The organism is Chitinophaga varians (genome assembly GCF_012641275.1).
In the GTDB taxonomy this organism is placed as follows: domain Bacteria; phylum Bacteroidota; class Bacteroidia; order Chitinophagales; family Chitinophagaceae; genus Chitinophaga; species Chitinophaga varians_A.
Genome location: NZ_JABAIA010000003.1, coordinates 1,057,100 through 1,074,215, shown reverse-complemented (window position 1 = coordinate 1,074,215; position 17,116 = coordinate 1,057,100). Strand labels below are relative to the sequence as shown.

The window sequence follows — 17,116 nt, the reverse complement described above, 5'->3', positions numbered from 1 at the left end:
ATTTTGGCTGATCCTGTTTTTAAGTGTACCACATACACTTTGTATGCTCAGTAACGTGGTGGTGCTTTTTCAAAAATATAAAAAACAATCGATTGTAATAATTTTATTTTTAAGCTGGATCACTATACAGAATATTTATTAGATAATATTTGAAAAAGAAAGTGCCTACAAGATAGGGAAAAGAGGCGTTTTTGCAACAGAAAAAACGTGTTATGAATATAACATGCAACAGGTCATTTTAGAAAAATCCGGTCACCAGAATGCATACGTTTGCAGGCAAGGTGTCTGCAAAAATCATATAATCGATACCGTTAGTCCGGTAACGTTCTGAATAAAAATGGGGAATGCCTTGCGTTACGGTCCCGGACTTCATGCTACTCTTCTTCTTCCTCCATTACCGGATTGGCCTTCTCCGGAAACAACGTGCCCATGTTCTCAAAGCGGGTGTTCAGGTGCAGGCGCATGGCTGTGCGGAAAGCATCTGCGGTGCCGCATTTCAGGATCTCCAGCAACGATTCGTGCGAGATGATCTGTTTTACTTTCCAGTCTTTACGACGAGGGGCATAGGTGGCAAACAGTGTATTCAGCAGGTTCTGGAAGGCGTACAATGACTTGTTGCCGGACATTTTATACAACGTGCTGTGAAAACGTATATCCAGTTTGATGAGCTGCTCTGAGTCCACCGTCATGTTTTCTTCTTCAATGATACGTTGCAGGTCGTTCAGGTAACGTTCCTCTTTATGCAGGTACAGGAAATCGGCCATGCCTATTTCCAGCATCAGGCGTACTTCATACAGGTCTTTCAACGAGTCTTTGTCCAGCGTGCCGGACGAAAGGATGGTCTTAAACCCGTAAAATATATTCGGCGAGGTGAGCACAGTGCCCCGTTTGCGCTTCGTTTCGATAAAGCCCAGAATGCGCAGCCGGCTCAGTGCTTCCCGCAATACTACCCGGCTCACGCCCAGTATTTCCGCCAGCTCGTTCTCTTTGGGCAGCGAATCACCCAGCTGGTAGCCTTTCTCAGAGATATACTTCAGTATTTTCCGCTCAATCTGCTCCGCCAGGGTAAGGTCCTTTTGCATCTATTAAGTAGTATTTATTGTTTTTAATTGATCCTAAAAATAATCTTTTTGCTGAATCACAGACAATTTTCTACCAATAAAGGTAGAAATTCGAATTAATATGTACTACAAATAAATTAATTTATATACTTTTAGAGCGAAATATGGCCAACATTTCACTATTTTTTCATTTTTAAATACTACATATTAATAGAACATCGCAAAACCAAGCTGTTAAAATCAACCACTGCCGCATATGTAATACTTAAAAGCGGACAACCCAACCAACATCTAAATATTCACGGTTATGAAAAAACAACATCTACCACGTTTACACTGGCCGGGAAGCTGGTTACTGGTAGCCCTTACCTGGTTTTCTTTCTTACCGGTATCGGCCAGACAACAACCACCACAGGAATCTCCCGCCAGAAAAAATATATCCGTCACCGGTAAGGTCACCGATGCGGCCAACAGGCCCATGCCCGGTGTGACGGTCATCCAGAAAGGCACGCAGAACGGCGTCATCACCGATGCAGCCGGCAACTACCGCCTCCTGGTACCCGCGGATGCTATACTGCTATTCAGCATCATCGGCATGGACACCCGCGAAATACCGGTCAACAGCCGCCCGCAGCTATCGGTATCTCTCAGCGAAAAATCCACCGCCCTCAACGAAGTAGTGGCCATCGGCTACGGTAAACAGTCCCGCGCCACCCTTACCACGGCCATCTCCCGCGTAAACGCGAAAGAATTTGAACATACACCGGGACAAAATCCCCTGCTGCAAATGCAAGGCAAAGTACCCGGACTTACCTTGCAGGTCAACAGCGGTCAGCCCGGCGCCGATCCGCAAATATTTCTCCGCGGCGGCACCACTACCTCTCCTGAAAAAGACGCGCCACTGCTGATCATAGACGGCATGGTGTCACAAGGCATGCGCAGCATCTCCGATATGAACACCGACGATATCGAATCCGTACAGGTGCTCAAAGACGCGGCCTCCACTGCCATCTATGGAGCACGCGCGGCCAACGGCATCATTATCATTAAAACAAAATCCGGCAAAGCCGGCAAACCACGCGTCAGCTTCGGCTTCAACTACGGACTGGAACAACAGGCGAAACAATACAAGTTCCTCAGCGCACGCGACTACATCTACGTAAGCCGCAAAAACACGATGGACTACAACAAAACCAATCCGGACTTCTACCTCACCGGCGGCCGCTATGGCATGTCTACCGGCAATCCGCGCAATTCCAAAAACACCCTGGAATTCCTCGACACCTATATACAAAACTACGGTCAGGCCTATGTGGACCAGCTCCTGCAAAAAGAAGGCTGGGAAACCATGACAGACCCCGTCACCGGTAAACAGCTCCTGTTCAAAGGCACCGACTACCAGGACATCACCTTCAACAACGGCAACAAAAAACAATACGATGTCAGCGTTAGCGGTGGCAGCGACAAAGGCACATACTACCTCGGCCTCGGCCACGCCAACCAGGACGGCATCATCGCAGGTACCTTCTATAAAAACTATAATGGCCTGTTCAACGGCACCTATAAACTGAGCAACAAATGGACACTCAATACCAACATGAGTTACCAGGTACGTTACTCCAATTCACCCAATAACGACAACAACGTATTGAGCCGCTCCGTCACCATGCCGCCTACCTACCGTCTCTATTATGAAGACGGCACGCCCGCGCCGGGAGAAGGGATAGCCTCCTTCCGCAGCCGCCTGCATGAAATCTATTACAAGGAAAGTTACACCGACATCAAAGTGTACCGCACTACCTTCCAGCTGGGCGCCGACTGGGACATCCTGCCGGGACTGCGCTTCTCCCCTTCCTTCGCCTGGTTCACCACGGAAGGAAAAGAAAACAGATTTGAAGCCTACAATGAAACCAATCCAAACAGGAACGCTTCCGCAGCACATAACCTTAACAGGCATACGCAGGCAGACGCGGTACTTAATTACAATAAAACCATTGGCAACCGCCATCACTTCAATGCCATGGCGGGCACCAGCTACATTAATGATTACGATTACAACATGAGCGGCAGTGGTTATGGCGCACCTAACGACAACATACCTACGCTGAATGCCACCAAAGTGGAAACTCAACGCACGTCCACTTCCGAATCCACAGAAATATTAATGAGCTACTTCGGCCGGTTGAACTACGATTTCGATAACAAATACCTGTTCTCCGCCAGTATCCGCAGCGACGGCTCTTCCCGGTTCTCCGGCAATCACCGCTGGGCCGCTTTTCCCGGTGTATCTGCCGGATGGAACCTGCACCACGAAAACTTCTGGGAACCGCTGCAACCGGTCATATCCCTGTTTAAAATCAGGGGCAGCTGGGGCCAGGCAGGCAACAACGCACTTTCTATCTTCGACTCCCAGGGCCAGTACAGCACCTCCCTCAGTGGCAACCTGCTGAGTTACATGGGCAACACCGGCATCCTCAATACTACCCTGCCCAACAACGACCTGGTATGGGAAACCACCACCTCCGTAGATGCCGGCCTGGACATCGGTTTGCTGAAAGACCGTATTACCATCCTGCTGGACTTCTACAACAAAATCACCGACAACCGCCTGTTCGATAAACCACTGGACGCCACTACCGGCTTCAGTAAAATTCGCAGCAACTACGGTACTATCCGCAACCGCGGCATCGAAGTGGAACTAAACGCCACACCCGTTAAAACACGCAACTTCACCTGGAACACCGGCATCACCTTTGCCTTCAACCTCAGCACAGTAGTATCCCTGCCGGGCAACGGCGAAGCGAAGAACAGGATCGGCGGCAACTACATCTTCGACCCTAACACCGGCCAATACACGAAAGTCGGCGGCCTCGCCGAAGGCGAACGTTTCGGTGGCCGCTGGGCCTACCAGCTCGATGGCGTTTACTCCACCGATAAAGACGCCGCCGGCGCACCTTACGACGTGGAAGCCAACGGCCGCAAAAAAACCGGTGGCGACGCGATCTGGCACGACTTCGATAAAAACGATACGATCGACTACCGCGATATGACGTTTATGGGATATATCCGTCCGGATAAACAGGGCGCCATCGTCAACACCCTCACCTACAAAGGCATCAGCCTCCGCATAGTGGCAGACTACGCCCTCGGACATGTGATTGACAACGGCTTCAGAGGGAAAGCCAACGGCAGCTCGCGCAACAACAACCAGGCGCTCACCGACGTCATCAGCGATGCTATCTGGAAACAACAGGGCGACCAGGCCAGCATTCCCAAATACACCGTACAAAGCGATTATGATTACAATTTCAAAAACCATAACCGTGCTGCCAACGGCCTGGGCAATGATGGGACTGCGAGCAACAACTCCCTCTATTACAAAAAAGGCGACTACCTGGCACTGCGTGAAATATCGCTGAGCTACAGTATCCATGCGGCCCTGCTGCAGAAGACAGGCATCAGCAGCATCGATGTGTTTGGCGGTATCTATAACATCTGCTACTTCACCAAATACGACGGCCTGTCGCCCGAAGTGTTCACCGGTGTAGACCCCGGCCTGTACCCGCGTCCCCGCCAGTACAACCTGGGCGTTAAAGTCAATTTTTAAACTGTAAACTAACGATCATGAATAAACGCTCCCTTCTATACAGCTGCCTGATCGCTTTATTGCCGGCCTTCTCCTGCAACAAGGTGCTGGACGTAAAGACCGTTTCAGACATCACCAATGCCAGCTACTGGAAATCGCCCGGCGATGTGACCGGCTACCTGACCGGCATCTATGCCCTGCTGCGCGGCACTGTCAACGATAAAAACTATTTCAATACCACTTACTATATGGAAGACCGCAGCGATGCCTTTATCGCCGGTCTGGAAGGCGGCATGTCCACCGCCTGGCAGCAGAACCTTAACAATGCCAATGCGCCCAACTGGCTTAACTATTACAATATTATCTATCATTGCAACCTCCTGCTGAAAAATGCGCCGGGCATCAATTTTCCTAACAGTACCGACCGTGACCGTGCCATGGCGGAGACCTATTTCATTCGCGCCTATACGTACTTCTGGCTGATACGCTCCTGGGGCGATGTGCCGCTGATGCTGGAGCCTGTGGCCAGCAGCAACCAGCAACAGCCCTCCCGCGCCCCTGCCGTGGACGTGATGGCCCAGGTATTAAAAGATATCGATGCCGCCATTGCGCTGTTCCCTGAAGGCGCTTTCGTCAACAAAAACCGGGCTTCCAAACCCGCGGCCTTCACGCTGAAAGCCGATGCCCTGCTGTGGAAGTTCAAAGTACTCAAAGGCAATGATGCCGACCTACAGGAGGCGATGACCGCGCTGCAACAGGTGGAAAGCACCGCCGGTCTCACACTGCTCGATAACTTTGCTTCTGTCTTCGCCACCAACAACCGGGCAAATGCAGAAATCATTTTTTCTGTTTATTTTAAGAAAGATGAACGAAGCGATATGTATGGCAGTCAGCTGAAACCACGCGATATCTTTGTACAGGACGCCGTCAACAAAAATGATATTGCAGCGGCCAAAAACGGCGCCCGTAGCCAGTATATGCCCAGCCCGAAGTTCGAATCCATGTTCACCGACGCCGCCGATAAAAGAAAGAATGCCTCTTTTATCAAAGCCATCGGGCCTAACAATAAACTGATAGGCGTGTTTGATAACAAGTTCAGAGGTACCAAAGACACGGACTGGTTTTATGATGCCGACATCGTTATCTACCGCTTCGCGGAAATATTCCTGCTCAAGGCGGAAGCGCTGGCGGCCCTTGGGCGTGTATCCGATGCCGTTACCGCGCTGAACCGCACCCGGACAAGGGCCGGCATCGGCAACTATACCGGACCGGCAGACAAAACAAGCGTGGAAAAAGAGATATTGAACGAACGTTTCCGGGAACTGTGGCTGGAACAGAAAAGATGGCCCGACCTGCTGCGTTTTCACTATGCAGGCACCATCAACGTATACACGGAAGTGCCTAATCTGAACGGTAAAAACGTACCGCTGTATTTTCCTATTCCGAAAGCGCAGATAGACCTGAATCCGAACCTGAAACAAACTGCCGGCTACCAATAAACAATTCATCATGAAACGGACCACCGCGAAAGCATTACTGCTACTCACCACCGGCCTTTTCCTGCTGGCCTCCTGTAAGGGCGGCGGCAGCGAAAACCTGACGCCGGCGCCACCGCCCGGTAACAATGGCGGTAATACCACCGACAGCATCCCGTTTATTTTCAGGGAGAAGACCGGCGGCTACAGCTGTTATCGCATACCCGCCATCGTTAGGACAAAAACCGGCGTGCTGCTGGCTTTCGCCGAAGCGCGCAAAAACAGCTGCAAAGACGAAGGCGATATAGACCTGCTGGTAAAACGTTCTGCCGACGGCGGCAAAACATGGAGCGCTCCCATTATGGTATGGGACGACGGTGCCAACACCTGCGGCAACCCCGTGCCGGTGCTCGATGAACAGACCGGCCGCCTCCAGCTGCTGATGACATGGAACCTGGGCGAAGACAATATCGGCGCCATCAACGCCGGCACCAGCAAAGATACCCGCCGCGTGTTCGTCACCAGCAGCGATGACGAAGGCCTCACCTGGGCGCCTGCCAAAGAAATCTCGAAAGATGTCAAGAAACCGGGATGGGCGTGGTATGGCACCGGCCCATGCCATGGCATACAGCTCAAACGCGGCCCTCATGCCGGCAGGCTCGTCATCCCCTGTGATTATATGTCGCTCAAAACAGCGGACAGCCCTTCTCGTGACTCAGCGCATGTCATTTACTCCGACGACCACGGCCAGCGCTGGAAACTGGGCGGCATCGCCAATAAAGACCATGGCGCGGAAAGCACCGTGGCCGAACTGTCCGACGGACAGCTTATGCTCAATATCCGCAACAGCGCCGGCGGCGCCAGGCTGGTGACCACCAGCACCGACGGCGGCGCATCCTGGCTGCCGGTAAAGGCCGACTATACGCTGGTGGAACCTGTCTGCCAGGGCAGCCTGCTCTCCTGGAAACAATGGCTGTTCTTTTCCAACCCGGCCAGCACCGCCCGCGAAAACATGACCATCCGGCTCAGCACCGACGACGGCAATAACTGGAGCAAGTCCTGCAGGATATACAGCGGCCCTTCGGCCTACTCCGACATCGTGATGCTGTCGGACACGGAAATTGCTATCTTCTATGAAGCTGGTTATAAAAAACCCTATGAAGGCATCGCCTATAAAGTGATACCTGTTACCGATTTTAAATAGAGAGATATGAAGACGATCGTATATGCCTGCCTATTATGGATGGTGTTTTTCCCTAAGCTGCTGCTGGGCCAGCACGATAGCACGGTACTGTTCAGCGCCGGCGCCGGTGGTTACAAAAGTTACCGCATCCCGGCGCTCCTGGCCGCTGGCAATGGCCAGCTGCTGGCTTTCTGTGAAGGCCGCAAAGAAAGCGCCGCCGATGCCGGAGATATAGATATCCTGCTGAAACGCTCTGCCGATGGCGGTCAAACCTGGTCGGCCACGCAGGTAGTATGGGACGACGGCCCGCACACCTGCGGCAATCCTTGCCCAGTGCTGGACGCCGCCACCGGCACCATCTGGCTGCTGCTGACCCGCAACGAAGGACCGGACAAAGAACACGATATCATCCATAAAACGGCGACGCATACACGCACCGTCTGGGTCTGCCAAAGCGACGACAACGGCGCCACGTGGTCAAAGCCGGAAGACATCACCGCCACCACGAAAGATCCTTTATGGGGCTGGTATGCCACCGGCCCGGGCATAGGCATACAGCTGCAACATGGGCCCCATAAGGGCCGCCTGGTGGTGCCCTGCGACCACAGTTATGACGACAGCAGCGGCCATGTGGCCAAAGGGCCCTATGAATACGGATCACACGTTATCTATAGCGACGACCACGGAAAGTCCTGGCAACGCGGCGGCAACATCCGCCCTAAAGTGAACGAATGCCAGTTGACCGAACTAGCCGACGGCCGTGGCGGCCTGCTGATGAGCCTCCGCTCCTATTTCGGCCGCGGGTTGCGTACCCAGTCCATCAGCCATGACGGCGGTCTTAGCTGGAGCGCTCCCGCTGACGTGCCCTCGCTCACAGACCCTGTCTGTCAGGCCAGCATCGTCCGATACCGCTGGCCCTCCCGCAAACGCAGCGGCATCCTGCTGTTCCTGAACCCGGCCAGTGACAAAAGGATGAACATGACGCTCAAAGCCAGCAGCGACGATGGACTTAGCTGGCAACCGCTGCGCGTGCTGCACGCCGGACCGGCGGCTTATTCCTCACTGGCCGTATTGCCTGGCGGGGACATCGCCTGCCTGTACGAAGCCGGGGAGCAAAGCGCCTACAGCCATCTTATCTACCAAAAAATCAACAAAAAAATTATAAGCCATATCCATCAACAATAAGCACAACGAACACATGAACGACATGACAGCAACACGCATTCAGGGATTGGTGGCCGCACCATTTACCCCCATGCACGCCGACGGAAGCATCCATACCGAACGGATACACGAAATAGTGCAGACACTGATCAGCAACGGTATTACAGGTATGTTTGTCTGCGGCAGCACCGGAGAAGGCCCTTCTATGACCACGGCCGAAAGAATGGAAACCGCCGCAGCCTTCATCCGCGCCGCAGAAAAAAAACTGAAAGTATTCGTACACGTAGGACATAACAGTCTGCAGGAAGCCAAACAGCTGGCAGCCCATGCACAGGAGCATGGCGCCGATTTTATCTCTGCCACGCTGCCTACTTACTTTAAAATACAGACCATACAAGGCCTGATAGACAGTCTGGCCACTATTGCGGCAGGTGCCCCGCAGCTGCCGCTGTTCTATTATAATATTCCGGCACTCACCGGCATCTCGCTTGATATGGTGGCATTCCTCGAACAGGCCGCCGGTAAACTGCCTACCCTTGCCGGTATTAAATACACCGCGCCTTTCATGCATGACTTCCAGGCGTGTATGCATGCCAGTGAAGGACGGTACGAACTACTCTACGGCACGGACGAAATGCTGCTGAGCGCCCTCGCTACCGGCTCCCATGGTTTTATCGGCAGCACCTATAATTTCGCCGCGCCGTTGTATAACGACCTGATACAGGCTTTCGCCGACGGACAGCTGCAAAAGGCGCAACAGTGCCAGCTGCGCTCCGTGGAAATGGTGCGCATCATCGTCAAATACGGCGGGCTGCGTGCCCAGAAGGCCATGATGCGTATGATAGGCCTTGACTGCGGCAATGTAAGATTACCGTTACAACCTTTTGAAGAGAACGAGTATATTTCCATGGAAAAAGACCTGCGCGCCATCGGCTTCTTCGACTGGTGTACCCGGGTCGCCAAACCATAAAATCCACGTTCATGAAAAAGTTCCTTTTGATCAGCATGCTGACAGTCAGCGCCTTTATTGCCCAGGCCCAACAAGGCAAATCCATTCTCTTATACCCTGAAGGCGTACCCAATTCCAAGCCAGCGCCGGCCGATTACCGGGAAGATGCCGACAGCAACCGCATACGGCTGGTCACCCAACCGGAGCTGATTCCTTTTCACGCGCCGGCCGGCAAAGCTACCGGCGCCGCGGTCGTGATCTGCCCGGGCGGCGGATATGGCAGCGTGGTGATAGGCCGTGAAGGGTATGCCATCGCACGGCGCTTTCAACAGGCAGGCGTTTCCGCGTTCGTCGTTAAATACCGTCTGCCAAACGACCGGATCATGCCTGACAAGTCCAAAGGGCCATTGCAGGATGCGCAGCGTGCATTGCAAATTGTACGGCAACATGCCGCCGAATGGGGCCTGCAGCCCGGCAAGACCGGCATCATCGGCTTTTCTGCCGGCGGGCATCTCGCTTCTACTGTAGGTACGCATTTCGCACAACCCGTGATCGACAATCCTGCGCAGCTGAACCTTCGCCCGGATTTTATGATACTCGTGTACCCTGTGATCAGCTTTACTTCGTATATGCATGCCGGTTCCAGGAAGAACCTGCTGGGAGAAAACCCCGACAGCGGGCTGATAAAGCTGTACAGCAATGAGTTGCAGGTAACGGCCAATACCCCGCCCACTTTCCTGCTGCATGCACAGGACGACAAAGTAGTGCCGGTGCAGAACAGCCTGCTGTTTTACAATGCGCTGGTCAATGCCGGCGTAAAGGCGGAGATGCACCTCTACCAGAACGGCGGTCATGGTTTCGGGCTGTACAATAAAACCACGCAGGACGATTGGTTTGAGCGATGCCTGCACTGGATGCAGGCCAACAGCTGGATACAATGACCAGCGTAAAACACACGTCATGAAAAAACTGATTCTTCCTTTATTATTGATATTGGGTATGTCTTTCCGCACTACCGTCAGCCGTGGCCAGGAGGCGCCGGCCGGCTATTTCTCCTGGGGGCAGCTTCCTGTCCTGCCGGATGATCATGGGTTTGCCGGGTCCTTTGCCGGCGTGTCCAATAATGCTTTGCTGGTGGCCGGTGGCGCTAACTTCCCTGATGGACGTGCGCCCTGGAACGGCGGTATTAAACAGTGGCATGATCAGGTATGGGCACTCGAAAAGCCCGGTGGCCAATGGAAACAGGCGGGCAAGCTGCCGATGCCGCTGGGCTACGGTGTGTCCGCCACCTGGCGGGACGCGCTCGTATGTGTAGGCGGCAGTAATAAGGACGGTCATACTGCTACAGCATTCCTGCTCCGGTATACTAACGGGCAGGTACAAACGGAGCCCTTGCCCGACCTGCCGGTTACAAGCGCCAACGCCAGCGGTGCGCTGGATGGCGACATCCTGTATATTGCAGGTGGAACGGAAACGCCTTCCGATACTACCGCCGTCAAATATTTTTGGTCGATAGATCTGTCCAGGCCCGCTGGCAGCCGCCAGTGGCAGATACTTCCACCCTTTCCCGGGCCGGCGCGTATGTTGGCCGTAGCGGGCGTGCAGCAACATCATTTTTACCTTTTCAGCGGCGTACATACGTATACGTTACCCGGCGAGGCTACCATACGCCGCACCTTTCTGGCGGACGCCTGGTGTTATGAACCTGGCAAAGGCTGGCGCAGCGTAGCGTCCCTGCCTCATGCAGCCGCAGCGGCGCCCAGTCCGGCTTTCACGGCGGGGCAGTCACAACTGTTGATCTTCGGCGGTGACGATGGCCGGTACTTTGAACAAAGCAGCCAGTTAAAAGAGCAGCATCCGGGTTTCTCCGACGACATACTCGGCTACAACACCATCACCGACACCTGGGCCGTTACCGGACATATGCCGGTACAAAAAGCCGGTGACAGCGTCACTAACCCCAACGGCAGTACGTGGGCGCCGGTGACTACCCCTACGGTTGTATGGCAGGGCCAGCTGATTATCCCCGGCGGAGAAGTAAGGCCTGCCACCAGGACACCACGGATACTAACGGCCACGCCTACACAGCCGCCCAGCGGCTTCCGGTTGACCGACTGGATGGTGGTGGGACTGTATTTTCTGCTTGTGGTGGGTATCAGCGTAGTGGTTTCCCGCAACATGCAGAACACGACCAGTGATTTCTTCCTCGGTGGAGGCAAAATACCCTGGTGGGCAGCCGGTCTTAGTATATTTGGCTCAAAGCTCAGCGCGCTCACGTTCATTGCTATTCCGGCCAAGGCCTTCGCCACTGACTGGGTATACTTTCTTAATAATATGATGATCGTGGTGGTGGCCCCGCTCATCGTTTATTTTTACCTGCCCTACTTCCGTAAGCTGAAGCTCACCAGCGTATATGAATACCTGGCCATCCGCTTCAGTCCCGGTGTAAAATTGCTGGGGAGTTTTACCTTCCTGGTATTTCAGGTCAGCCGTCTGGGTATTGTGATTTACCTGCCTGCGTTAGTGTTAAGTGCCGTGACCGGGGTCAACATCATTATCTGCATTGTGGCCACCAGTGCCATCACCACCGCCTATAGCGCTTCGGGGGGCATTGAGGCCGTTATCTGGACAGAAGTGATGCAGGTAGGCGTGTTACTGGGCGGTGCGCTGCTTAGCCTTGTCTTTATATCCCACTCACTGGATGGTGGTTTCGGCCAGGTGTTTACCGAGGCCGCTGCCCATGGCAAGTTCAGACTGGCCATTCTGCAATGGGACATCACACAGCCGGTGCTTTGGGTGATCTTTGTAGGCGGTTTCCTGACACAGCTGGTCACGTACTCATCTGATCAGGTGGTGGTACAGCGTTACCTGACCACATCCACCGAAAAAGAGGCCCGCCAGTCGATCTACACTAACGCGCTGCTGGTCATTCCCGCTTCGCTTATTTTTTTCCTGGTGGGTACGGCGTTGTGGGTATACTTCCGGCACCATCCGGCCAACCTGAACCCGCATGGCAATACCGACGATGTGTTTCCCTGGTATATCTCCCAGCAGCTGCCGGCAGGACTGGCAGGGCTTGTAATAGCCGGTCTTTTCGCCGCTACGATGTCCACCATCAGTTCCAGCATGAATGCCATTGCAACCGTGATCACCACCGATTTTTATCCCTTGTTCAGGCCTGCGGCCGATGACAAACAGCGATTTGTATTCGCCCGCCGGATGACTGTGATACTGGGCGTATTGGGCTGTGGCATTGCGCTCTACCTGGTATCGCTGCACAACACTTCTATCTGGGACCAATACCTGAAAATCATCGGGTTATTTGGCGGATGCCTCGCAGGCATGTTCCTGGCAGGTATTTTTATTCCAAAGGTGAATGCACGGGGAATTATCACCGGCTTTACCATCAGCGCCGTAAGCCTCTATTTTGTGCAACGTTATACCACGATCAATTTTTTCCTGTACCCCGCCGTGGCGGTGGTGATCTGTGTAGTGACCGGTTACCTGGCCTCGTTGGGCACTGGTCGGGAGGCCGCTCAGGCCGTATAAAAGCGGGAACTATAGACAGCGTTGTGTGCAATATTTGCATCAGTATTGGTCGCAACAACCTTTACAAGTAATTAATTTCCAGTTCATTATATTTCGGCATGTTTTTCCCGGCTATTTTTTAAAACCGTTTTTTATGAAACGTAACCGTCACAGCAGAACGGCTAAAATGAACCGGAGCCGTTCTCATCACGAACAGGATGAACGGACCAATAATCCATCATCATCCGAACAGAACATGCAGAACCGGGAACAACCTATTGAAACTTCAAAAAAACACGGTGAACACCGTAAAGGCAAATAACACAAAAAGCCCCGGGCGTAAAACCCGGGGCTTATTTTTTGTCCCAGGGCTGAACCGCCGGGCTACAATCTGAAACACGAATAATATGATTGATGCTTATTTTCCTTTATGCAGCTTGAGGTCCAGCATCTTCATAAAATATCCTCCCACCACGCTCCTTGCCTGAAACCCTACTTTTTTACCATCTGTTGTTTCATGCCAGTCGCTCAGCGGAACACGTGTAGGCGTCTCCGTTATATACCGGTACAACGGTTGAACAAAGGGTGTCATATCATCTCCCAACACGGCAGTCCACATGATCCAGTCAGATTTTGTGTAAGTTTTCCGGCTATCCAGCGGCAGGCCGAAAGGTTGTTGTTTTCCTAGGTAATAGTTTATCTCCTTACTATAAACATCCTTCGGAAAGAGATGAAAATCAAGCACTTTGTCCCACACCATATTATACTTCTGGCTCCAGGTGCCAGGCTTGCCAAAGGCGAGCGTGTAGTGGTCACCGTCAGCTGCCAGGTCTTGCCATTTTTGGGCCATGTCACGGGCCTGATTATTATATCGTGTAGCCGTTGCCGTTTCTCCGAGCATACCGGCCAGCATGGCGTATGACTTAATACCCATGATAGCTTTCAGGGAAAGGTTGGCATTGCGTGCCAGGTGCCCGGCAAAGTCGTCGGTACATAACTGGTTGGCCGGATCGAAGCCTGCCTGCAGGAGGTAATCGGCCCAGGTAGTCAGCGTTTTCCAATGTGCCTTGGCGTAATTTGCGTTGCCTTCCACCGCGGCAATAGCTCCCGCCAGGATCAGCATATTTCCAGACTCCTCAACAGGCATATCTTCCCCATATACCTGCCCGTTAGCCAACGGGTAAGTACCCAGGTCATGCGCAGCAAAAGGTTTGGTGTAACGTCCGCTTTCGGAATATTCAAAGATGCCGGTCATCATGCCTTTCAGCAGATCGGGGTTATACAGGAGGAAAAGAGGAGCCGAAGGATAGGTGACATCTACTGTGTTAATACAACCATTGCTGAAATTTTCTTTGGACAGAAACAGCAGCTGTCCTTTAGGGCCCTTCACCAGTTTATGGGCGGCCACGCTCTGGCGGTAGGCCAGTTCACACAATGCTGCATACTGCTCTCCGCCGGCGACGATGGCGTCGGCACGCAGCTCCCGGTCAAATGCTTCGCACTGCTGTTGCACGGTGGCGTAATCCTTCAGCGCCGTATTAAGTTCGTTTTCAATGGTGGCCCCCGGTGTATCTTTCCACCACGCCTTCAGGTTGGTGTTAAAATACTGGATGGCATAGAGGTCATCATAACCAAGCAGGAACAACTGCTCCTTCGGCGCCGTGCCTACCAAGCCCAACGACACGCTGGTGCTCAGCATCTGCTGCCGGTCTCCTCCGGCCACGCTGGTTTTCTTATGAACAAAGCGCTGTGCCGCTTCAGCCGGGGAACAGACGTACTGGTCAGCCTTTGCCGACAAAGGAACTCCCACATACAGGTAACCCCAGTCAATACGCAGGTCATCCCCTTTTTTCTGTAATACCGGCTGCGACACGGTGCCGGCTTTCAACAAGGACAACTTTCCGTTGGTGAACTGCCTGGCAGTGACAGGCTGCGACGGCCCATTGACGGCCAGGTCAGAGGAAGCACCGAAATACACGTCTACAGCGTGTTGCCTGTTGTCGATCGCATGTACGCAGTAAGAAATGTAGGACACCGGTCGGGACATCAACCTAAGATCACGCACCAATAAGGGCGATGTAAAGGTCAGTGTAAGGGCGACCTGCCCGCACCTGAACTGATAAACAGTCTGGGTGGCATGTACCGCCACGTCCGTCTGTTGCGCTGGCACAATACCCGCTTCTGGGCCGTCAGAGGCGCCCAACACCCGGTAAGTCACGCCGTCCACCTTCACCAGGCCGGACAACGCCTGCTGCGCTCCTGTCCAGTGAACAGTAGCAGCCTTGTTAAGCGTGTCTGTATCAGACCAGACACTGAAATACGGATCATGGGTTATCAGCGGATAAGCGGGCGCTTTCTGCTGGGCTTGTACACGGTATCCGGCGATACCTAAACATAAAAGGACCAGGATTCTCTTCATAACGGGAATATTAAGCGTATTTTTTACAGTTATGAAAAATAGCAAGCTTTTTCAGGAATGAAAGAGAAAAATGATGAACGGCGTCCCAGGGCTGAAGCTGTGGGCTACATGTCTCTTCAGCCGTAGCTGCTGAGATCAGGCAAATCAGTATTGCAGGCGAAGATTAGTGTTTTGTGCGGAAATTAAACAGCATTGACCGTGTAAAGGTCGGCTTTTAAGTACGCTCAGGCTATAATAAGCAGTTCTTTAACCTTATGAACCCGAAACACAACGTAGTCCAGGGCTTCAGCCCTGGGACAAAAAAACGCAGACCCTGCAAACGCCTTGGAGGCCCTGAGAAGCCTTTTTAGTACGTTATTCAGATCTGCGCGTATCTTGAGTCAGATAATTCGGAGCGCAAAAATAAAACAATTAAAATAAATATTCAACTAAAACCAGATAAACCATTGTGGCTGCCAGCGTACCAGGCTGGCGATGGCCCAGATGAGCACCGCCATTCCCAGGCTGCCCACTGCTTTACGGTTTTTCCAGGAGTAACCTAACAATACCGGCACCTCCCAGTACTTGGCGATGACATACAGCAGCAGTCCACCGAGACCGGTCCAGGTAAGCATGGGGATGGTCTGTTGACCGCCTGTCAGTACACAGGCGCACAACCACCCTACCGTAAGCAATTGCAGCCAGATATAGTTCTTCGTTCCGCAGCGGGTCACTTCTTCGATGGACATTGGCAGCAGCATACACGCCAGCAGTACAGACACTGCGATCAATATCTCCGGCCGCAGCGGCGGCAGTAACACCAGCGCTATCCATAACAGCAGGGTTGCCGCAGCGTACATGGCCAGCTGTTTATCGGCCCGCCTTGATTCCACCGGAAACGGCAATACCAGCCGTCTCAGGATTTTATACAGGTATACCACAGGAGGCAAGGTAAACAAGGCCACCATGCCCGGCACCACCACTTCATAGCCATACCATTCTTCGGGAACGCGGAACATCAGCCAGCCCAGCGCCAGCGTGGCGCCCAATGCCGGCAGCCCCACTTCGATGATGGACTCCTTCGTGGTGCTGCGCCGCTCCAGATGATCGACCACATGCTCCAGGTAACGCTTGATCTGGTCCTGCCGTGTAGCCACCGCCGTTAGTTGCGCCCACAGGGTGAAAACGGAGACCTGCAAAACTACGGTCCGCAACATCTCATCCCCGATCAGCACCCCTCCGTAGATGCCGGCCACACTCAGCAGCAACAGCTCCCACGTAAGCATGCGCGGTGAGAAAATACGGCGGAACAAACGATACAACCTGGCATACAGCCAGCCATATATCCGGCTCCAGTAACGGCTTAACAGCTGTAACAGCGAATAAGCTGCAATGAGCGCGGCCAGTCCTATCAGCAGCCGCGAAGCGGTAAACACCCCACGCAACGCCTGCAGGCGCGAAGGCTGCTTTACCTTGTACACCAGCTCCGTGTTGGTCAGCAGCTCCTTCGCCAGGATGCCGGCCTCCGCATGGCCTACCTCTTTCAGCTCCTGCGCATGCTGCTGCCAGAAACTGTCAGCCACAGGCTGCCCGGCGTACGTTTGTAACGTACCATATTGATACAATAATTTCTTCTGGGAAACGGAAAGCCCCGACAAGGTCTGTGCGAGGTCATAATCCCTGGTTTGGGCGTATGCAGAACAGGTTAACATTACAATGATGACCATGATTACTGCTGATCGAAGCCTACAGCTAATACTCATACATTTCAT

The 17,116-nt window shown here is 53.2% G+C and carries 11 protein-coding genes; 8 read left to right on the top strand and 3 right to left on the bottom strand.

From position 1 onward, the window contains the following. Positions 1-374 precede the first annotated feature (374 nt). A complete protein-coding gene (locus HGH92_RS27185; protein WP_168873964.1) occupies positions 375-1,082 on the bottom strand; it encodes a FadR/GntR family transcriptional regulator in 708 nt (235 codons plus the stop codon). Positions 1,083-1,368: 286 nt separating this feature from the next. Here HGH92_RS27185 and HGH92_RS27180 point away from each other — a divergent pair, with 286 nt between their 5' ends. The 8 genes from HGH92_RS27180 (at position 1,369) to HGH92_RS27145 (ending at position 13,268) form a co-directional block, all read left to right on the top strand. Continuing rightward, complete coding sequence (locus HGH92_RS27180) at positions 1,369-4,668, top strand: SusC/RagA family TonB-linked outer membrane protein (protein WP_168873963.1); 3,300 nt, start codon at positions 1,369-1,371, stop codon at positions 4,666-4,668. A gap of 17 nt (positions 4,669-4,685) precedes the next feature. After that, positions 4,686-6,146: a RagB/SusD family nutrient uptake outer membrane protein gene (locus tag HGH92_RS27175; RefSeq protein WP_168873962.1), complete on the top strand. Its 1,461-nt coding sequence runs from the start codon at positions 4,686-4,688 to the stop codon at positions 6,144-6,146. A gap of 10 nt (positions 6,147-6,156) precedes the next feature. Next, positions 6,157-7,326, top strand: coding sequence for a sialidase family protein (locus HGH92_RS27170; protein ID WP_168873961.1), 1,170 nt, complete (start codon positions 6,157-6,159; stop codon positions 7,324-7,326). Positions 7,327-7,332: 6 nt separating this feature from the next. Further along, positions 7,333-8,490, top strand: coding sequence for a sialidase family protein (locus HGH92_RS27165; RefSeq protein WP_168873960.1), 1,158 nt, complete (start codon positions 7,333-7,335; stop codon positions 8,488-8,490). A gap of 13 nt (positions 8,491-8,503) precedes the next feature. After that, positions 8,504-9,439, top strand: a complete 936-nt coding sequence (locus HGH92_RS27160; protein WP_247655053.1) for a dihydrodipicolinate synthase family protein — start codon at positions 8,504-8,506, stop codon at positions 9,437-9,439. A gap of 11 nt (positions 9,440-9,450) precedes the next feature. After that, positions 9,451-10,359, top strand: coding sequence for an alpha/beta hydrolase (locus tag HGH92_RS27155; protein WP_168873959.1), 909 nt, complete (start codon positions 9,451-9,453; stop codon positions 10,357-10,359). 19 nt (positions 10,360-10,378) lie between these two features. After that, positions 10,379-12,967, top strand: coding sequence for a sodium:solute symporter family transporter (locus HGH92_RS27150; RefSeq protein ID WP_168873958.1), 2,589 nt, complete (start codon positions 10,379-10,381; stop codon positions 12,965-12,967). Between the two features lie 133 nt (positions 12,968-13,100). After that, on the top strand, positions 13,101-13,268 hold the full coding sequence (locus tag HGH92_RS27145) for a hypothetical protein (RefSeq protein ID WP_168873957.1): 168 nt from the start codon (positions 13,101-13,103) through the stop codon (positions 13,266-13,268). Positions 13,269-13,364: 96 nt separating this feature from the next. On the opposite strand, the gene HGH92_RS27140 is transcribed toward HGH92_RS27145, so the two are convergent. Together HGH92_RS27140 and HGH92_RS27135 are read right to left on the bottom strand one after the other, a co-directional pair. Continuing rightward, positions 13,365-15,365, bottom strand: a complete 2,001-nt coding sequence (locus HGH92_RS27140) for a glutaminase family protein (RefSeq protein WP_168873956.1) — start codon at positions 15,363-15,365, stop codon at positions 13,365-13,367. A gap of 428 nt (positions 15,366-15,793) precedes the next feature. Continuing rightward, positions 15,794-17,056 carry a hypothetical protein gene (locus tag HGH92_RS27135; RefSeq protein WP_168873955.1) on the bottom strand — a complete coding sequence of 421 codons (1,263 nt, stop codon included), beginning with the start codon at positions 17,054-17,056 and terminating at the stop codon, positions 15,794-15,796. Between the last annotated feature and the right edge of the window lie 60 nt (positions 17,057-17,116).